Raw genomic sequence first — 14,456 nt, forward strand, 5'->3', positions numbered from 1 at the left:
TCTATCGTGGCCGGGTGAAGATCGCGCTCATGGACTCCGGACTCGGCCTCCTCCCCGCCGCCGCCGCGGTACGCCGGCTGCGGCCCGACGCGGATCTCGTCCTGTCCTGGGACCCCGACGGCATGCCGTGGGGACCGCGCACCCCCGAGGACATCACCGAGCGGGCCCTTGCCGTCGCCGCGGCCGCCGCCGAGCACAACCCCGATGTCCTGATCGTCGCCTGCAACACCGCGTCCGTGCACTCGCTGCCCGCCCTGCGCGCCCGCTTCGAGCCGGACCTGCCGATCATCGGCACCGTCCCGGCGATCAAGCCGGCCGCGGCCGGGGGCGGCCATGTCGCCATCTGGGCGACCCCCGCCACGACCGGGAGTGCCTACCAGCGCGGCCTGATCGAGCAGTTCGCCGTCGGCGTGGACGTCACCGAGGTGCCCTGCCCCGGGCTCGCGGACGCCGTGCACCACGCCGACGAGGCGGCCGTCGACGTCGCGGTCGCCGCCGCGGCCGCGCTCACGCCCGAGGACGTCACGACCGTCGTCCTCGGCTGCACCAACTACGAACTCGTCGCCGAACGCATCCGGGCGGCCGTCCAGCAGCCCGGCCGCCCGCCGCTGATCCTGCACGGCACGGCCGGTGCCGTGGCGGCCCAGGCCCTGCGCCGCATCGGAGCGGCCCCCGCACCGGACGCCGCCGCGGAGGGCACGCTCACCGTCCTGCTCAGCGGACGCCGGGAAGCCCTGCCGGAGACCGCCCTGACGTACGAAGAAGGAAGGTTCCTCCAGGCGGTCACCCCCGCCCGGTGACGGAGGGCGGCCAAAGGCCCTGCCCGGACCGGTCACTCTGCGCGACGCGCTACCCGCGCGGCGAAACCTGAGTAACCTCATAGGCATGAGGGACCACCCCCACGGCGACAACGTGCCGCATCCCCCTGTCTGGACCGGCCGGGCCACCAACCGGTTCCAGTGGCTGCTGGCGCTCGTCGGCGCCGCCTGCCTGGCGCTCGGCATCGAGCTAGCCGTCGACTCGGCCTGGACCACCGGCATCGCCCCGCTCGCGATGGCCGTCGTCGGCTGCATCGCGGCCGGACTGCTGGTCCTGTTCGGCACGCTCGCGTTCGTGCACGTCGCCCTGAAGGTCGACGAGGAGTCCCTGGAGGTGCGATGCGGCCACATCGGCCTGCCGCGCCGCCGCATCCCCCTGTCGTCGGTCGCCGGCGCCGAGGTCGACCCGCATGTCACCCCGCGGCACTGGGGCGGCTGGGGCTACCGCTGGCGGCCCGAGAAGGGCACCGCCGTCGTCGTCCGCCGCGGTGAGGGCGTCCGCCTGAGCCTGTGGGACGGACACACGTTCACGATCACCGTGGACGACGCGGAGGCCGCCGTGCAGATCATCCGGGACCGGCTGCGGCCGCGGACGCCCGGCGCGGCGCACTGAGGTCACGGAGTCAGCCGGTCGCCCGCGGGGCGTGTCTCCGCCGCCTGAGGCAGTGACTCGTCCGTGAGCGGTCGGGCCGTGGCCAGTCCCGCCAGCAGTCCGGCGCCCACCGACACCGTCGTGAAGCTGAGGGCGTTGCCCACCGAGGCGATCGCCGCGAGCGCCGTCAGCGCCGCCCCGGCGGTGAGCACGACCGGTGCCGGGCGCCGGGAGCGCCACAGCGTGTAGAGCATCCAGCAGAACACCGCGGCCAGCAGGAGCAGGCCGACGACGCCTTGTTCCGCCACCTGTTGCAGCGGTGCCGAGTGCGGCTTGCCGTCGGACAGCAGGGTGCGGGTCGCGGTGGTGCTGAGCTCGCCGAAGCGGCCGGGGCCCACGCCCAGCGCGGCGTCGTGGTGCGCCAGATGCAGGGCGTCGTGCCACAGGTCGATCCGGTGCCGGGTGAACTGGCCTTCCAGCGACAGGGCGAGCCCTTCCGGCAGCGCCTTCCCGGCGATGGCCCAGGGCAGCGCCGAGGTGAGCACCGCCGTCAGAGCCAGCCCGGCGAAGCCCGCGCCCCGATGGTCGCGCATCCGGCCGGCGGCGAGCGAGGCCAGCAGCACCGAGGCGCTCGCCACGCAGCCACCGACCGAGCCGAGCACCCCCGCCGTCACGACGAACCCGGCGGCCGCACCGCGCAGCGCGAGCCGCCATGCCGGCGTGTGCGCGGCCCACGCCGCGCAGCACGCCGCACCCGTGGACAGCGTCAGCACGGCCGCGGTGCCGCCGGCATGACCGAGCGGCGCCACGATCTCGGGCCCGGGGGACAGCCGTGGCGTGGCCACCACCAGGACGACCCCGGCGGACGCCGCCGCACACAGCGCCGCGACCGGCAGGAGCGCACCGCAGATCCGCCCCGCCGCGTACCCGGCGGCCACCGCGAGGACCGCCAGCAGCACACCCTCGGGGCGGCCGTCGTGTACGGCCGCCGTGACCAGCGCCCACACGGCGCAGGCCCCCAACACCGCGACACCCGCCGCGTCAGAAACGTTTCGTCTGTCGCAGTCCTCCCCAGGACCGGACGCAGACGTCATCCCTGTGGATCCCACCCGATCCCCCGAACCGGTCTCCCCGCGAGACCTGTGCCGGGCCCGCTCGTACGGCCGCCTGACCGGCCGCACGCCGTCGCACCGCCGCCTGACCGGCCGCACGACAAAGGCTCCGGCACACCGTAACCGCTGATGGGCGGTTTGTGGACGAGTTGTGCAGGACGGATGAGGTGCGGGCGGTCCGGGACGGTCCGGGCCGCGACAGCGGACAGACAGCAGACAGGCAGCGGGCGAACAGGGGACCGACAGGGGACGGACGGAGGAGGGGCGAGGGCGGTGCTGCCATCTGGACCGCGCTGTCCGTGCCCAGGTCACCCGCCGTACACTCCCCGAGTGACCGTCACCGCAACATCCGTGGACGAGTCGGACCAGGCTCAGCCGCTCGCCGCCGCCCCGCGCGGGGCCCGCCTCGTGCGCTTCGTCCCGGCCCTCGCCGCCGCGCTCTCCGGAGTGCTCCTCTACGTCAGCTTCCCGCCCCGCACCCTGTGGTGGCTCGCGCTGCCCGCCTTCGCCGTCCTCGGCTGGGTGCTGCGCGGCCGCAGCTGGAAGGCGGGCCTGGGCCTCGGCTACCTCTTCGGCCTCGGCTTCCTGCTGCCGCTGCTGGTGTGGACCGGCGTGGAGGTCGGCCCCGGGCCATGGATCGCGCTGGTGGCGATCGAGGCGATCTTCGTCGCGCTGGTCGGCGCGGGCATCGCCACCGTGTCGAAGCTGCCCGGCGCGCCGCTGTGGTCGGCGGCCCTGTGGATCGCCGGCGAGGCGGCACGCGCGCGGGTGCCGTTCAACGGCTTCCCCTGGGGCAAGATCGCCTTCGGTCAGGCCGACGGCGTTTTCCTGCCCCTGGCCGCGGTGGGCGGCACGCCGGTGCTCGGCTTCGCGGTCGTCCTGTGCGGTTTCGGGCTCTACGACGTCGTCCGCGTCGCCGTCGCCAAGCGCCGCGGCCAGGACATCCGCAGGTCGGCCGCCGCGGTCGCTCTGCTGAGCCTCGCCGTCCCCGTCCTCGGGGCGCTGGCCGCCCGTCCGCTGGTCAGCGACAAGGCCGAGAACGGCACCGTGACCGTCGCCCTCATCCAGGGCAACGTGCCCCGCGCGGGACTCGAGTTCAGCGCCCAGCGGCGCGCTGTCCTCGACTACCACGCGCGGGAGACCTTGCGACTGGCAGCGAAGGTGAAGGCCGGCAAGGTGCCCAAGCCGGACCTCGTGCTGTGGCCGGAGAACTCCGACGACGTCGACCCGTTCGCCAACGCCGACGCGCACGCCGTCATCGACGGTGCCGCCAAGGCGATGGGCGTGCCGATCTCGGTCGGCGGTGTCGTCGAACGCGACGGCAAGCTCTACAACGAGCAGATCCTGTGGGACCCGGTGAAGGGTCCGACCGACACCTACGACAAGCGGCAGATCCAGCCCTTCGGCGAGTATCTCCCGCTGCGCTCGCTCGTCGGCGCGATCAACAGCGACTGGACGTCGATGGTCCGCCAGGACTTCAGCCGCGGCACCAAGCCGGGCGTGTTCACCATGGCGGGCGCCAAGGTCGGACTGGTCACCTGCTACGAGGCGGCCTTCGACTGGACCGTGCGCTCCGAGGTCACCGACGGCGCCCAGCTGATCTCCGTGCCCAGCAACAACGCCACCTTCGACCGCAGCGAGATGACCTACCAGCAGCTCGCCATGTCCCGCGTCCGCGCCGTCGAGCACAGCCGGACCGTGACCGTGCCGGTCACCAGCGGCGTCAGCGCGATCATCATGCCGGACGGGCGGATCACCCAGAAGACCGGCATGTTCGTCGCCGACTCCCTCGTGCAGAAGGTGCCGCTGCGGTCCTCCGAGACCCCTGCCACCAAGCTCGGCACCCTGCCCGAGATGCTGCTGGTCCTGGTGGCCGCAGGCGGACTGGGCTGGGCGATCTCCGCGCGCGTGCGCAACAGGCGGGTGGGAGCGGCCGGTTAGGGTCGGGGCATGGCTACTCCCGACTTCATCCGTGATCTCCGCGCCTCCGTCGGTCATCAGCTGCTGTGGCTCCCCGGAGTCGCCGCCGTCGTCTTCGACGACGAGGGCAGAGTGCTGCTGAACCGCCGCTCCGACACCCGTCGGTGGTCGCTGATCGGCGGCATCCCGGAGCCGGGGGAGCAGCCCGCCGCCTGCGCCGTGCGCGAGGTGTTCGAGGAGACGGCGGTGCGCTGCGTCGCCGAGCGGATCGTCCTCGTCCAGGCGCTGGAACCGATCACCTACCCCAACGGTGACGTCTGCCAGTACATGGACATCACCGTGCGCTGCCGGGCCGTCGAGGGCGATGCCCGGGTCAACGACGACGAGTCGCTCGAGGTGGGCTGGTTCGACGTGGACGCCCTGCCGGAGCTGAACGAGTTCGGGAAGTTCCGCATCAAGCAGGCCCTGGCGGACGCACCCACATGGTTCGACCCCACTGGATCCGGCTGAAGTATGGGCTGCGGCCACATGGGGTGAGGTGCGGCGGGTGCCTAGGGTCGTGTCATGACAGCTGCTCGCGCCCTCCCGGCACCCCACGCCCCCACGCTCGACCTCGGCGGCCGTACCGCCCTCGTCACCGGCGCCGCCGGCGGCATCGGGCGCGCCTGCGTGCTGCGGCTCGCCGCGGCCGGCGCGAAGGTGAGAGCGGTGGACCGGGACGCCGCAGGGCTGGAGGAGCTCGTCGACGCGGCCCGCGGCCTGGCGGGCGCCGTCGAACCGCACGTCCTCGACCTCACCGACCTGGACGCCGCCGAACTCGCCGCCGCCGGGACCGATGTCCTGGTCAACAACGCCGGGCTGCAACTGGTGCGCCCCATCGAGGAGTTCCCGCCCGACGTCTTCCACACGGTGCTCACCGTGATGCTGGAGGCCCCGTTCCGGCTCGTGCGGGGCGCCCTGCCGCACATGTACGGGCAGGGCTGGGGCCGCATCGTCAACATCTCCTCGGTGCACGGGCTGCGCGCCTCCCCGTTCAAGTCGGCGTACGTGGCCGCCAAGCACGGACTGGAGGGCCTGTCCAAGACCGCCGCGCTGGAAGGCGCCCCGCACGGCGTCACCTCCAACTGCGTGAACCCCGCCTATGTGCGCACCCCCCTGGTCGAGAAGCAGCTCGTCGACCAGGCGCGGGCGCACGGCATCCCCGAGGAGCGCGTCCTGACCGAGGTGCTCCTCCAGGACAGCGCGGTCAAGCGGCTCATCGAGCCGGCGGAGGTCGCCGACGCCGTCGCGTATCTGTGCGGCCCGCACGCCTCGTTCGTGACCGGCACGTCCCTGGTGCTGGACGGGGGCTGGACGGCGCACTGAGCCGTCGGCCCTCCGGGGTTTTCCACAGGGCTGACGAGGTGAGCGTGCGATGAGGAATCCTGTGAGCATGTCCCGCGATCACGTGCAGTCCGCCGAACGCCCGACCGGCAGCGCCGAGGCCCCGTTCCTCGCACTGCTGGCCCGGGGCGCGTCCGCCGACGCCTACGAGCAGCCGGTGCTGCTCGCCCGTGCCGAGGGACACCCCGCCGAGCGGATCGCCGCGCTCGAGGAGGCCAAGCTGATCGCGCTGCGCGTGCGCTCGGAGCTGGAGGGCAGGCGCCGCCGCGAGGCCGAGCTGTCCGCGCTCTTCGAGACCGCGCACGACCTGGCGGGACTGCGCGACCTCGACGCCGTCCTGCGGGCGATCGTCCAGCGCGCCCGGTCACTGCTCAACACGGATGTCGCCTACCTCAGCCTCAACGACCCGGCCCGGGGCGACACCTACATGCGGGTGACCGAGGGCTCCGTGGCCGCCCGTTTCCAGCAGCTGCGGCTCGGCATGGGGGAGGGGCTCGGCGGCCTCGTCGCCCAGACCGCCCGCCCCTATGTCACCGACGACTACTTCAAGGACGACCGCTTCCAGCACACCCGCACCATCGACGCCGGCGTGCGCGACGAAGGCCTGGTGGCGATCCTCGGTGTCCCGCTGACCCTGGGGGACCACGTCATCGGGGTGCTGTTCGCCGCCGACCGGCGTGCCCGGGTCTTCGAGCGGGAGCAGATCGCGCTGCTCGGCTCCTTCGCCGCGCTGGCCGCGGCCGCCATCGACACCGCGAACCTCCTCACCGAGACCCGCTCGGCCCTCGCCGACCTGGAGCGCGCCAACGAGATCATCCGCGACCGCAGCGGTGTCATCGAACGCGCCTCCGACGTCCACGACCGGCTCGCCGAACTCGTCCTGCGCGGCGGCGGGGTGCACGACGTGGCGGCGGCCGTCGCCGAGGTCCTGCACGGCACGGTCGAGTTCCTGGACGCCGGCGCCGCGCCGGCCGACGCCCTGGAGACCTCCCGCGCCGAAGGACACGCGGTACGGCACGGCGACGACTGGATCGCCGCCGTCGCCGCAGGCGGTGAACTCCTCGGCGCGCTCGTCCTGCACGGCCACCCCGGACTCGACCCCGTCGACCAGCTCACCCTGGAGCGCGCGGCGATGGTCACCTCGCTGCTCCTGCTCGCCCGACGCTCCGCCGCCGAGGCCGAACAACGCGTCCGCGGCGAGCTCCTCGACGACCTCCTCGACGCCCGCGACCGCGACCCCCGCCTCCTGCGCGAGCGCGCCGCCCGTCTGCACGCCGACCTCGACGCCACCCACGTGGTCCTCGCCGCCCGCCTCGACGGCACCACCGCCGACGCCGAGCAGGAGGCCGACGCCCGCAGACGCCTGTGGTCCGCCGCCTCCCACCTCGCCGCCACCCGGCACGGCCTGGCCGCCGCCCGTGACGGCGGCACCGTCCTCCTGCTGCCCTTGAAACCGGGCGACACCGCGACCGACCTGGCCCGCCGCACCGCCCGCCATCTCGGCACGGCCGTCCACGAGGCCGTCACCGTCGGCGCCTCCGCCCCCGTCGAGGACCTGGCCACCCGCCCGGACACCGTGACCGCCGCCTACGAGGAGGGCCGGCGCTGCCTCGACGCGCTGCGGCTCCTCGGCCGCACCGGGGACGGGGCGGCCGCCGAGGACTTCGGGTTCCTGGGCCTGCTGCTGGCCGGCGACCGGGACATCACCGGCTTCGTCGACCGCACGATCGGCCAGGTCGTCTCGTACGACCGACGACGGGGCACGGATCTGCTGCGCACCCTCGACGCCTACTTCGCCTGTGGCATGAGCCCGGCCCGCACCAAGGACGAACTGCACGTCCATGTGAACACCGTCGCCCAGCGCCTGGAGCGCATCGGCCGGCTCCTCGGCGACGACTGGCAGAGCCCCGCCCGCGCGCTGGAGATCCAGCTCGCGCTGCGGCTGCACATACTCTCCGCACCCGCACAGCACTGACCCCCGTACGCGCGGCGCGTACGGGGGGCCGGTGGGCAGGTGATCAGACGGTGCGCGCGTCAGCGGTCGCGGCCGTCACGGATTCCGCGTCGGCCGCGGACTCGACGTCGGCCAGGTCCCGGTTGCGGGTCTCCTTGGCCACGCCCACCGCGATCAGCGTCAGCACCGCCGCGGCGATCACGTACAGGGCGATCGGCGTGGAGCTGTCGTAGTCGTCCAGCAGCGCGGTGGCGATGAGCGGTGCCGGGGCGCCCGCCGCGACGGAGGCGAACTGGGCGCCGATCGAGGCACCCGAGTAGCGCATCCGGGTCGCGAACATCTCGGCGAAGAAGGCGGCCTGGGGCGCGTACATCGCACCGTGCAGCACCAGACCGACGGTGATGGCGAGGATCAGGTTGCCGAAGTCGCCAGTGTCGATGAGGGAGAAGAACGGGAACATCCACAGTCCGATGCCGGCCGCGCCGAGCAGATACACCGGGCGCCGGCCGATGCGGTCCGACAGCGCGCCCCACAGCGGGATCACCGCGAAGTGCACCGCCGAGGCGATCAGGACCGCGTTGAGGGCGGTCTGCTTGGAGACGTCGGCGGCGGTGGTGGCGTAGACGAGGATGAAGGCGGTGATGACGTAGTAGCTGATGTTCTCGGCCATGCGCGCGCCCATCGCGACCAGGACGTCACGCCAGTGGTGGCGCAGCACGGAGACCAGCGGCAGCTTCTCCGCGCCGGTGTCCTGCTCGGCCCTGCGGGCCTCGGCCTGCGCCAACGCCTGCTTGAACACAGGCGATTCATCGACAGAGAGACGAATCCACAGACCGACCATCACCAGGACGCCGGAGAGCAGGAACGGTATCCGCCAGCCCCAGCTGGTGAAGGCGCTGTCCGAGAGGACCGCGGTGAGCAGGGACAGCACACCGGTGGCCAGGAGCTGGCCGGCGGGTGCGCCGGTCTGCGGCCAGGAGGCCCAGAATCCGCGTCGCCTGGCGTCGCCGTGCTCGGACACCAGCAGGACGGCGCCGCCCCACTCGCCGCCGAGCGCGAAGCCCTGGACCAGACGCAGCGCCGTCAGCAGCACGGGAGCGGCCGAACCGACCGTCGCGTGCGTCGGCAGCAGACCGATCGCGAAGGTCGCCCCGCCCATCAGCAGCAGGCTCAGCACCAGCAGCTTCTTGCGGCCGAGACGGTCGCCGTAGTGCCCGAAGACAAGGGCACCGAGCGGCCGGGCGGCGAAACCGACGGCGTAGGTGAGGAACGACAGCAGGGTGCCGACCAGGGGGTCGGAGTCCGGGAAGAACAGCTTGTTGAAGACGAGGGCGGCGGCGGAGCCGTAGAGGAAGAAGTCGTACCACTCGATGGTCGTGCCGATGAGGCTGGCGGCGACGATGCGCTTCAGGTTGCCCGGCGTGGTGGGCGTGGGCGGAGCGGATGCTGCGGAGGCCATGAGCGCCACTTCCTCGTGTGCTGTGGGGACGGGTACGTGACGCACACCGTAGAAACACGCAGGTCAGGCGCACATGTGGCGGGACAACATAGTTCGGGGCACGGTTATCCGTCAGACCACCATGCTCGGGCGGGGAAACGCCGCGCCTACAGCGGGGCCGGGGACGACGCGCCCGCGATCAACAGGCGCGGCTCGCCCTTGCCGTCGGCCGGCACGCTCCACAGATCGGTGCTGCCGACCTTGCCGTCCGTGGGCAGGGCGTAGGCGACGGTGTCGTCGTCGAGCCAGGTGGCCTGGTCGTCGACGCTGTGGCGTTCGGCGAGCGGGGTCTCGCGCAGGGTGCGCAGATCGAGGACGTATTCACGCCAGAGGTCGGTGCGCGACAGCACCCGCTTCTTGAAGGCGACGCGGGTGCCGTCGGGGGAGAGGGAGGGGCACTCCACGTTCTCGACGAGCGTGGTCACCGACTTTCCCGAGATCGAACCCCGCACCAGGTATGTCTTGTCGGCGGTGTTGAGGGTGGCGTAGAAGGTGTCGTCGTCGGAGGCGAAGGTGACGCCCCAGAAGTTGACGTCCGCGGCCTTGTACGGCTTGCCGTCCAGGGTGATCGAGAAGGTCTCCAGGCTGGGGATCAGCTTCATCGTGCGGGTGTCGAGGAGCGAGGTGCGGGTGGAGAAGAAGGCGGACGCGTACGACTCGCCGGAGACGAACACCGTCCAGGCGACGAAGCGGCCGCTCGGCGAGACCCGGGCCCGGCTCGGGATGCCCGCGAGCGGGAAGGTCCGTACGGTGCGCAGCTCGGCGTCCAGGAGCAGGGCGCGGTTGCTCTGCTTGAGGACGCCGGTGTCGGACTGGAGGCAGATGCCGGTGCCCGCCGCCGCGTAGAAGCGGGCGCACTTCAGGTCGGACGCGGTCCGGCCGGCTCCCGGGTCGGCGGACGGCACCGCGGCGACGGCCGTGCGGTGCGGGCCGGCGGCCGCGTTGACGAACGTCAGGAGGTTCTTGCGGTCGAGCGTCAGCTTGCCCGAGCTGACGGCGGGGCCGCCGGCCTGCGGCCGGTTCGCCTTGTCCGCGCGGTCGGCGGCGTGCAGGACCAGGCCGGTCGCCAGACCCGCGAGCAGGACGACCGCCGCGACGAGGACGAGCAGGCGGCGGCGGAGCGAAGTCATGGGGTTCCTTGCAGCGGTTGTCGGTTCCGTGGTGATGCGTGAGGGAGGAGGGGGCGTGGTGGTGTCTGAGGGACGTGCGGCGTCATCGTGGCCCGCCGGACGGCCGTAGCACCACGCCCGCGACCGCCGCACAGCACAGCAGACCGATCGCCGAGCCGGCCAGTGCCGTGCCGTCACCCCACATGGTCCAGGCGGCGCCGAAGGCGAGCGAGCAGCAGAACCGGGCCAGCGCCTGGCTGGTGCCGACGATGGCGAGGCCGCTGGCGCGCAGGTGCTCGGGCACCACCCCGGCCAGCGCGGCCGGCAGTACCCCGTCGGTGGCCGCGTAGAACGAGCCGTGCAGGGCGAGCACGGCGGGCACCAGCAGCGGTGTGTCCGGCGCCCACAGCAGCAGGGCGTACGCCGTCAGCAGGCCGACGTGGCCGGCGAGGAACACCGTGCGGCGCCCGATCCGGTCCGCCAGCGCGCCCAGCGGCACGGCCAGCAGCAGGAACACCACCGCGGTGCCCAGCGGCAGCAGCGTGAACCACTCCTCGCCGACCCCTGCCCGGCGCTGCAGCAGCAGATAGACGAACGCGTCGCTGACGGTGGTCAGCCCGAGCAGCGCGGCACAGCCCGCGAGCGCCCGCAGCCGCGGCAACCGCAGCAGGGCGAGGGCCTCCTTGACCCGGACGGGCGGCCTCGGCTCGGCCCCGGCACCGTCCGGCGTCTCGCGCCGCCTGCCGGGCACGAACAGCAGGAGGACGACCACGCCCAGCACCGCGACGCACGCGCTCACGCCGAACACGGCGTCGTAGCCGTCGGCCGCGGCGCGCAGGATGAAGAAGGCGGCCAGCGGACCGAGCATCGCGCCGGTGGTGTCCATCGCCCGGTGCACACCGAAGGCCCGGCCCTGCCGCTCGACCGGAGTGGACAGGGAGATCATCGCGTCGCGCGGGGCGGTGCGCAGGCCCTTGCCGGTGCGGTCCAGGGCCAGGACGGTGCCGAGGGCGCCGATGCTGCCGGCGAGCAGGAGCAGCGGCTTGCACAGCGCGGACAGGCCGTAGCCGAGCCCGGCCAGCAGCTTGTGGTTGCGGACCCGGTCGGCGAGGTGGCCGCCGGTGAGCTGGACCAGGGCGCTGACGCCGTTGTAGACCCCGTCGAGGGCGCCGAAGCCCAGCGGGCTGAAGCCGAGTGTGGTGACGAGGTACAGCGGGAGGACGGCGGTGACCATCTCCGAGGAGACGTCGGTGATCAGACTGACCGTGCCCAGCACGAGCACGACCGGGGCGACCTTGGGCCCCGGGCCGCGTCTTCGGGCCGGGGAGGTGTCCGCCTCCGGCGTGGCGGAGCGGTCGGTGAGGTACATGATCAGGACTCCTGGTGCGGTGTGCTCAGTTCTGCCGGCTGCTGTCGTCCCGCAGCCAGGTGTCGAAGTCCCTTGCCCGGATGGCCTTCTGGGCCTGTCGTCGGGCGACGACGGCCGCCGCGGCGAAGACGACGACACTCGTGATCAGCTTCGGCTCCTTGCGGAGCATGGCTTTGAGGTCCGCCGTGCTGGTGCGTGCCGACGCCTCCTGCGGCCTGCGGTGCTCCTCCACCTGTGCCGTGGAGACCATGGCCCGGATCCGCCGTTTGATCAAGTCCTGCCAGGTGCGCGGCGGATGGACCACGACCCGTGCCCCGCCGACCACGCGGCGCTCCTCGGCGGTGAAGGCCAATGACGCCGCCAGGTCGTCCGCCATCAGCGGAGGCAGCGCGGCGATCCGGGCGTGCCCCTCCTTGGAGACCGCGATGACACCCCGGCCGAACAGGCCCTCGCGCACCGCCGGGAGGCGTTGCCACACCCGGTAGTAGGCGCGCACCCGCCAGGCGCAGCCGGCCAGCGGGAGGTGACGTTCGGGGGCGGTGGCGAGAATGCCCGAGGCGCCGTCGGCCAGGGGCTCGGCGAGGGCCCGTACGTCCGCGCCCGTGAGGACGACGTCGGCGTCCACGTAGACCCGGGGGAAGCCGAGCGCGTGCTCGTCCCCCGCGCGCAGCGCCGCGTGCTTGGAGGGGACCGGGATCTCCACCACCCTGACACGCGGGCCGCGTTCGGATGCGATCCGGGCGGTGTCGTCGGTGCAGCCGTTGCACACGACGACGATGTCCGCCCCGTCGTCCGCGGGGTCGTCCAGCAGCGAATCGAGGAGCCGGCCGATGACGCGCTCCTCGTTGTGCGCCGGGATCACGATGCTCGTCACCTGGGCAGTATGACGTCGGTGTCGCGATTGCGACGTGTGTTTCGTCCAACTGTTCCCGTGGCTGTGGTCAATGCTCTAGATTGAGAGCCGCCGGGCCGACGAGGACAGGAATGTGCCTCTGAAGGCAGGTCAAGGCGCCGCCTTGGTAACCGGATGGGAAACTCTCATTGACCAACTCGTAAAGGGCATGGGGCGGTTGGGGAACCGTCGCAGGCCTTCTTGATTGCTTCTCGGCTCTGCTTTCTTGATTCCGGTGTCGCTGTGTGGAGGAGACACGACGGCACTGATCCAGCCCTGCCGCGGACGTGCGACGGTATGTCCTGATCTCTTGCGGCGAGGGGTAGCTGCGCCTGTGGTGGGGGGCCATGACCATTGAGGTCACGCATGAGCACCTGGATGCGGAACTTAGACGTCCGGTAGCTCGACGAAGACCCTGGGACCGTAAGTACCGGACCGTTCTGCTGGTCGCGGACGGCCTCGCGGCCGTGGCCGCGGCGTTGGTGATCCACGGAGCCTACGGCCGCTGGGCGGTGGCTCTTGTGCTGCCGCCGACGTGGATCCTGGCGATGCTCGCGCATCGCACGTACGACCGCAGTGCGCTGGGACAGGGCACCGAGGAATACCGCAGGGTGCTGCGCGGCGCCGTCGCACTGCCGGCGCTGGCCGCGGCCGCGTACGGGCTGTTCACGCACGATTCGGCCCTTCTCCATGACATGACCATGGCCGCGATACCCGCTGTCGTCATCGCCCTGCCGGTCCGGCACCTGCTGCGCCGCGGACTGCTCCGGCGCTGGGCCCGCGGCCGGGACCGCAGCTCGACCCTTCTGGTCGGGCCCTCGCGCGGCATCCTGGAGCTGGTCGGCGTGCTGCGCCGCGGCGGCGCACAGGAGCTGCAACTGGCCGGAGTGTGCCTGACCGATCCCGAGAACGCCACGGACATCCGCAAGCTGGGCATTCCCGTCCTCGGCGGCGTCGACGACATGAACGACGTCGTACGGGCCATGGGCGTCAACGCCATGGTGGTGCTCCCGGCGCCCGAGCTCGACGCGTTCGTCCTACGCCGGATGTCCTGGACGGCGGCAGCCCAGGGCGTCGACTTCCTGCTGGCCCCGACGCTGGCCGACGTGTCCGCCGCCCGGCTCGCGGTCCGGCCCACCAACGGCGTGCCGCTGGTGCGGATCCAGCCTCCGAACCTCTCCCGGTTCGCCCGGCTGCCCAAGGAACTGCTGGATCGTTCCCTCGCCGCTGTACTGCTGCTTCTCCTGGCGCTGCCCCTGCTGGTCATCGCGCTCGTCGTACGGCTGGACAGCTCCGGCCCCGCACTCTTCCGCCAGCAGCGGGTGGGCCGGTACGGCGACCACTTCACCATGCTCAAGTTCCGGACGATGCGGCCCGATTCGGAGGCCCTCAAGGCGGAGCTGGAGCACCTCAACGAGAACAGCGACGGCCTGCTGTTCAAGGTGAAGGAGGACCCGCGCATCACCCGCGTCGGCGCGTTCCTGCGCCGCAGCTCGCTCGACGAACTGCCCCAGCTCCTCAACGTGGTGCGGGGCCACATGTCGCTCGTCGGCCCCCGGCCCCCGCTGCCGGCGGAGGTCGAGGAGTACACCGCGGACATCAAACGGCGCCTGCTCGTCAAGCCCGGCCTCACCGGGCTGTGGCAGGTCAGCGGCCGCTCCGACCTGCCCTGGGACGAGGCCGTACGGCTCGATCTCGGATACGTGGACAACTGGTCGATGGGCCTCGACCTGACCATCCTGCTGCGCACCGGGTCCGCGGTGGTGCGCGGAACGGGGGCCTACTGATGAGCCGGGACCTGTCGAAGAA

General features: G+C 72.4%; 12 protein-coding genes. 7 read left to right on the plus strand and 5 right to left on the minus strand.

From position 1 onward, the window contains the following. Positions 1-14 precede the first annotated feature (14 nt). Together ACFUO4_RS26185 and ACFUO4_RS26190 are read left to right on the plus strand one after the other, a co-directional pair. On the plus strand, positions 15-800 hold the full coding sequence (locus tag ACFUO4_RS26185) for a glutamate racemase (protein ID WP_383489029.1): 786 nt from the start codon (positions 15-17) through the stop codon (positions 798-800). 85 nt (positions 801-885) lie between these two features. After that, a complete protein-coding gene (locus ACFUO4_RS26190) occupies positions 886-1,431 on the plus strand; it encodes a hypothetical protein (protein ID WP_383489032.1) in 546 nt (181 codons plus the stop codon). A 2-nt stretch (positions 1,432-1,433) separates the two neighbouring features. Here the strand turns inward: ACFUO4_RS26190 and ACFUO4_RS26195 are convergent, their stop codons facing one another. Next, entirely contained in the window at positions 1,434-2,504 is a 1,071-nt protein-coding gene (locus ACFUO4_RS26195) for an O-antigen ligase family protein (RefSeq protein ID WP_383489035.1), read from the minus strand. 348 nt (positions 2,505-2,852) lie between these two features. Here ACFUO4_RS26195 and lnt point away from each other — a divergent pair, with 348 nt between their 5' ends. From lnt to ACFUO4_RS26215, 4 genes are all read left to right on the plus strand, one after another. Next, positions 2,853-4,463, plus strand: coding sequence for an apolipoprotein N-acyltransferase (gene lnt / locus ACFUO4_RS26200; protein ID WP_383489038.1), 1,611 nt, complete (start codon positions 2,853-2,855; stop codon positions 4,461-4,463). A 9-nt stretch (positions 4,464-4,472) separates the two neighbouring features. Further along, a complete protein-coding gene (locus ACFUO4_RS26205) occupies positions 4,473-4,952 on the plus strand; it encodes an NUDIX domain-containing protein (protein WP_383489041.1) in 480 nt (159 codons plus the stop codon). Positions 4,953-5,006: 54 nt separating this feature from the next. After that, positions 5,007-5,807, plus strand: a complete 801-nt coding sequence (locus tag ACFUO4_RS26210) for a 3-hydroxybutyrate dehydrogenase (protein ID WP_383489044.1) — start codon at positions 5,007-5,009, stop codon at positions 5,805-5,807. Positions 5,808-5,874: 67 nt separating this feature from the next. Next, the gene (locus tag ACFUO4_RS26215; protein WP_383489047.1) at positions 5,875-7,800 is read left to right on the plus strand and encodes a helix-turn-helix domain-containing protein; all 1,926 of its coding nucleotides are present in this window, start codon (positions 5,875-5,877) and stop codon (positions 7,798-7,800) included. A 43-nt stretch (positions 7,801-7,843) separates the two neighbouring features. On the opposite strand, the gene ACFUO4_RS26220 is transcribed toward ACFUO4_RS26215, so the two are convergent. From ACFUO4_RS26220 to ACFUO4_RS26235, 4 genes are all read right to left on the minus strand, one after another. Beyond that, positions 7,844-9,238: an MFS transporter gene (locus tag ACFUO4_RS26220; protein ID WP_383489050.1), complete on the minus strand. Its 1,395-nt coding sequence runs from the start codon at positions 9,236-9,238 to the stop codon at positions 7,844-7,846. A 146-nt stretch (positions 9,239-9,384) separates the two neighbouring features. After that, the gene (locus ACFUO4_RS26225; RefSeq protein WP_383489053.1) at positions 9,385-10,407 is read right to left on the minus strand and encodes a TolB-like translocation protein; all 1,023 of its coding nucleotides are present in this window, start codon (positions 10,405-10,407) and stop codon (positions 9,385-9,387) included. A gap of 82 nt (positions 10,408-10,489) precedes the next feature. Continuing rightward, on the minus strand, positions 10,490-11,755 hold the full coding sequence (locus tag ACFUO4_RS26230; RefSeq protein WP_383489057.1) for an MFS transporter: 1,266 nt from the start codon (positions 11,753-11,755) through the stop codon (positions 10,490-10,492). Between the two features lie 25 nt (positions 11,756-11,780). Next, a complete protein-coding gene (locus ACFUO4_RS26235) occupies positions 11,781-12,629 on the minus strand; it encodes a glycosyltransferase family 2 protein (RefSeq protein WP_079309868.1) in 849 nt (282 codons plus the stop codon). A gap of 365 nt (positions 12,630-12,994) precedes the next feature. Between ACFUO4_RS26235 and ACFUO4_RS26240 the strand changes: the two genes are divergently transcribed. Further along, complete coding sequence (locus ACFUO4_RS26240) at positions 12,995-14,434, plus strand: sugar transferase (RefSeq protein ID WP_383489060.1); 1,440 nt, start codon at positions 12,995-12,997, stop codon at positions 14,432-14,434. Positions 14,435-14,456 lie beyond the last annotated feature (22 nt).

The organism is Streptomyces sp. NPDC057280 (genome assembly GCF_042668605.1).
GTDB lineage: Bacteria > Actinomycetota > Actinomycetes > Streptomycetales > Streptomycetaceae > Streptomyces.

Bases quoted from the DNA above. Each gene is read 5' to 3' on its own strand.
- ACFUO4_RS26215 (WP_383489047.1), top strand. From the start codon at position 5,875: ATGTCCCGCGATCACGTGCAGTCCGCCGAACGCCCGACCGGCAGCGCC.
- ACFUO4_RS26220 (WP_383489050.1), bottom strand. From the start codon at position 9,238: ATGGCCTCCGCAGCATCCGCTCCGCCCACGCCCACCACGCCGGGCAAC.
- ACFUO4_RS26240 (WP_383489060.1), top strand. From the start codon at position 12,995: ATGACCATTGAGGTCACGCATGAGCACCTGGATGCGGAACTTAGACGT.
- ACFUO4_RS26225 (WP_383489053.1), bottom strand. From the start codon at position 10,407: ATGACTTCGCTCCGCCGCCGCCTGCTCGTCCTCGTCGCGGCGGTCGTC.
- ACFUO4_RS26195 (WP_383489035.1), bottom strand. From the start codon at position 2,504: ATGACGTCTGCGTCCGGTCCTGGGGAGGACTGCGACAGACGAAACGTT.
- ACFUO4_RS26190 (WP_383489032.1), top strand. From the start codon at position 886: ATGAGGGACCACCCCCACGGCGACAACGTGCCGCATCCCCCTGTCTGG.
- ACFUO4_RS26230 (WP_383489057.1), bottom strand. From the start codon at position 11,755: ATGTACCTCACCGACCGCTCCGCCACGCCGGAGGCGGACACCTCCCCG.
- ACFUO4_RS26210 (WP_383489044.1), top strand. From the start codon at position 5,007: ATGACAGCTGCTCGCGCCCTCCCGGCACCCCACGCCCCCACGCTCGAC.
- ACFUO4_RS26205 (WP_383489041.1), top strand. From the start codon at position 4,473: ATGGCTACTCCCGACTTCATCCGTGATCTCCGCGCCTCCGTCGGTCAT.